The sequence below is a fragment of the Bradyrhizobium sp. STM 3809 genome (assembly GCF_000239795.1).
Lineage (GTDB): Bacteria > Pseudomonadota > Alphaproteobacteria > Rhizobiales > Xanthobacteraceae > Bradyrhizobium.
In genome coordinates this window covers 1-2,661 of sequence record NZ_CAFJ01000610.1, presented here as the reverse complement: position 1 = coordinate 2,661, position 2,661 = coordinate 1, and the positions used below count along the sequence as shown (strand labels likewise).

Below are 2,661 nucleotides of genomic sequence, written 5' to 3'. Positions count from 1 at the left end.
ATGGCGGAATCAAAATCCGCTGCCTTACCGCTTGGCTACGCCCCATCAGGTCGGCCGGATCGCCGGGCGTGCGAACGCCCGCGCGATTCCGGATCGGCGCCCGTGGTCTACCGAGCGCGCCCGTCCATTTCAACCGCCGCGCCGGAGGAATTTTGCGCGCCCCTTCGGTGATCCGCCGGTGCAGCCAATTCGTCAATGGCGGCAAGCCTTTATCCCGGCCGTCCGAGGCCGCCATGGCGCCCTGCCGCAGGCGGATGCGAAAAAGTTGAGGACCGGGCGGTTTCATGGGATGACGGCGGCCAAACCGGCTCATTTTCCAAGCCTCCGAGGACACGCCATGACCTATCGCGCCCCGCTCAACGACATGCTGCTCGCCCTCAACCACGGCGCCGGGCTGAAGGCGGCGGTCGAGGCCGGCCATTACGGCGATTTCGATCCGGACATCACCGCCGCGGTGCTGGAGGAGGCCGGCAAGTTCGCCACCGACGTGCTCGCGCCGCTCAACAAGATCGGCGACATCAATGGGATCAAGCTCGCCGACAAGAAGGTCACCACCGCCCCCGGCTGGCCCGACGCCTACAAGCGCTGGACCGAGGCCGGCTGGAACGCGGTGTCCGGCCCCGAGGCGCATGGCGGCCAGGGCCTGCCGCTCGCCGTCAACGCCGCCTGCACCGAGATCTGGAGCGCGGCCAATGTCGCCTTCGGCCTGTGCCCGCTGCTGACCCTCTCCGCCATCGAGGCGCTCGACGCCCATGGCAGCAAGGAGCTCAAGGACATCTATCTCGGCAAGCTGATCTCCGGCGAGTGGACCGGCACCATGCAGCTCACCGAGCCGCAGGCCGGCTCCGACGTCGGCGCGCTGCGCACCCGCGCCGAGCGCGCCGCCGACGGCACCTACCGCATCACCGGCAGCAAGATCTACATCACCTATGGCGAGCACGACATGACCGACAACATCGTGCATTTCGTGCTCGCGCGTCTGCCGGATGCGCCGGCCGGCACCAAGGGCATTTCTCTCTTTCTCGTGCCCAAGTTCCTCGTCAACGCGGACGGCTCGCTCGGCGCCCGCAACGACATCTATGCCACCGGCGTCGAGCACAAGCTCGGCATGCACGCCTCGCCGACCTGCACCATGACCATGGGCGACAATGGCGGCGCCATCGGCTATCTCGTCGGCGAAGAGAATGCCGGCATGCGCTGCATGTTCACGATGATGAACCAGGCCCGGCTCGGCGTCGGCCTCGAGGGCGTCGGCGTCGCCGATCGCGCCTATCAGCAGGCACTGGCCTATGCTCAGGACCGCAAACAGGGCCGCGCCGTCGGCAGCAAAGGCACCGGCTCGGACGCGATCATCGCCCATCCCGACGTCAAGCGCATGCTGATGCAGATGCGCTCGCTGACCGCCGCGTCGCGCTCGATCTGCTACGCCACCGCCGTCGCGCTCGACGTCGCCGTGCGCGCCAAGGATCCGGCGGTGCGCGCCGAGGCCGCCGCCCGCGGCGCGCTGCTGACGCCGATCGCCAAGGCGTTCTCCACCGACATCGGCAACGAGGTCGCCTATCTCGGCGTGCAGATCCATGGCGGCATGGGCTTCATCGAGGAGACCGGCGCCGCGCAGCATTATCGCGACGCCCGCATCACCGCGATCTACGAGGGCACCAACGGCATCCAGGCGATCGACCTCGTCACCCGCAAATTGGGCGCGAACGGCGGCGCCTCGGTGTTCAAGCTGCTCGACGAGCTCACCGACATCGTCCGCCGCGTCGAGGCCTCGAACGATCCGGCGTTCGGCACGACCGGCGCCAAGCTGCGCGAGGCGCTGGGCAGCCTCGACCGCTCGAGCCGCTGGCTGCTGGAGAAGCTCGGCACCGCGCCGAACGATGCGCTCGCCGGCGCCACGCCCTATCTGCGCCTGTTCGGCTCCGCGCTCGGCGGCTGCATGCTCGCCAACGAGGCGCTCGCCGCGCGCAGCGAGAACGAGACCGAGGGCGCGCGTCATGTGGCGCTGGCCCGCTTCTTTGCCGAGACCTTCGCGGTGCAGGCGCCATCGCTGGAAAAGACCGTCACCGACGGCGCGGATGCCGTGCTCGCGGCCGAGGCCGTGCTGGTGGCGTGAGGCGCCCGAGCTACACACACAGTGTCGTCCCGCGCTTGACCCGGGACCCATAGCCACCAGCGGATGTGGTGGACAAAGACGGGTCGGCCATCGTGCCCCGCACTTCTCCCTGGGGTTATGGATCCCGGATCGGCGCGCGCGTTCCGCGCGCTTGTCCGGGACGACGCTGGTTGTGTGGCGATCGCTGCGCCCATGATCGTCATCGGTCGATGCCGCTTTCGTCTCGGTCGTTGCCGAGACGCCCGCCACACATTCGATGTCGTCCCGGACTTGACCCGGGACCCATAGCCACCGGCGGATGTGGGGGAGAAAGACGGGTCGACCATCGTGCCTCGCACTCCTCCCTGTTGCTATGGGTCCCGGGCCAAGCCCGGGACGACAGTGAGATGTGGTGCACGCCTGCCCCTGCTCCGCTCGCGATCACGCAAGCAGCCAAATCCCGTTCCACGCCATCAAACAGCCTGTCGTGATGAAATGAGCATCCGCGCTCTCGCGACGCGTTGCGCGCCCGAGCTATGCGCTTCGAGTCCCGCCCTCCGGATGGA

Annotated in this window: 2 protein-coding genes; one reads left to right on the top strand and one right to left on the bottom strand. The window is 68.3% G+C overall.

Going from position 1 to position 2,661, the window contains the following annotated elements; genetic code table 11:
* Positions 1 to 313, bottom strand: a 313-nt coding sequence (locus BRAS3809_RS37140; RefSeq protein ID WP_210161115.1) for a hypothetical protein, incomplete at its 3' end; no start/stop codon positions are given.
* A gap of 24 nt (positions 314 to 337) precedes the next feature.
* Here BRAS3809_RS37140 and BRAS3809_RS27530 point away from each other — a divergent pair.
* Positions 338 to 2,116 (top strand): acyl-CoA dehydrogenase family protein, encoded by a 1,779-nt coding sequence (locus tag BRAS3809_RS27530; protein WP_008965281.1) that lies wholly within the window; start codon positions 338 to 340, stop codon positions 2,114 to 2,116.
* Positions 2,117 to 2,661: the final 545 nt, after the last annotated feature.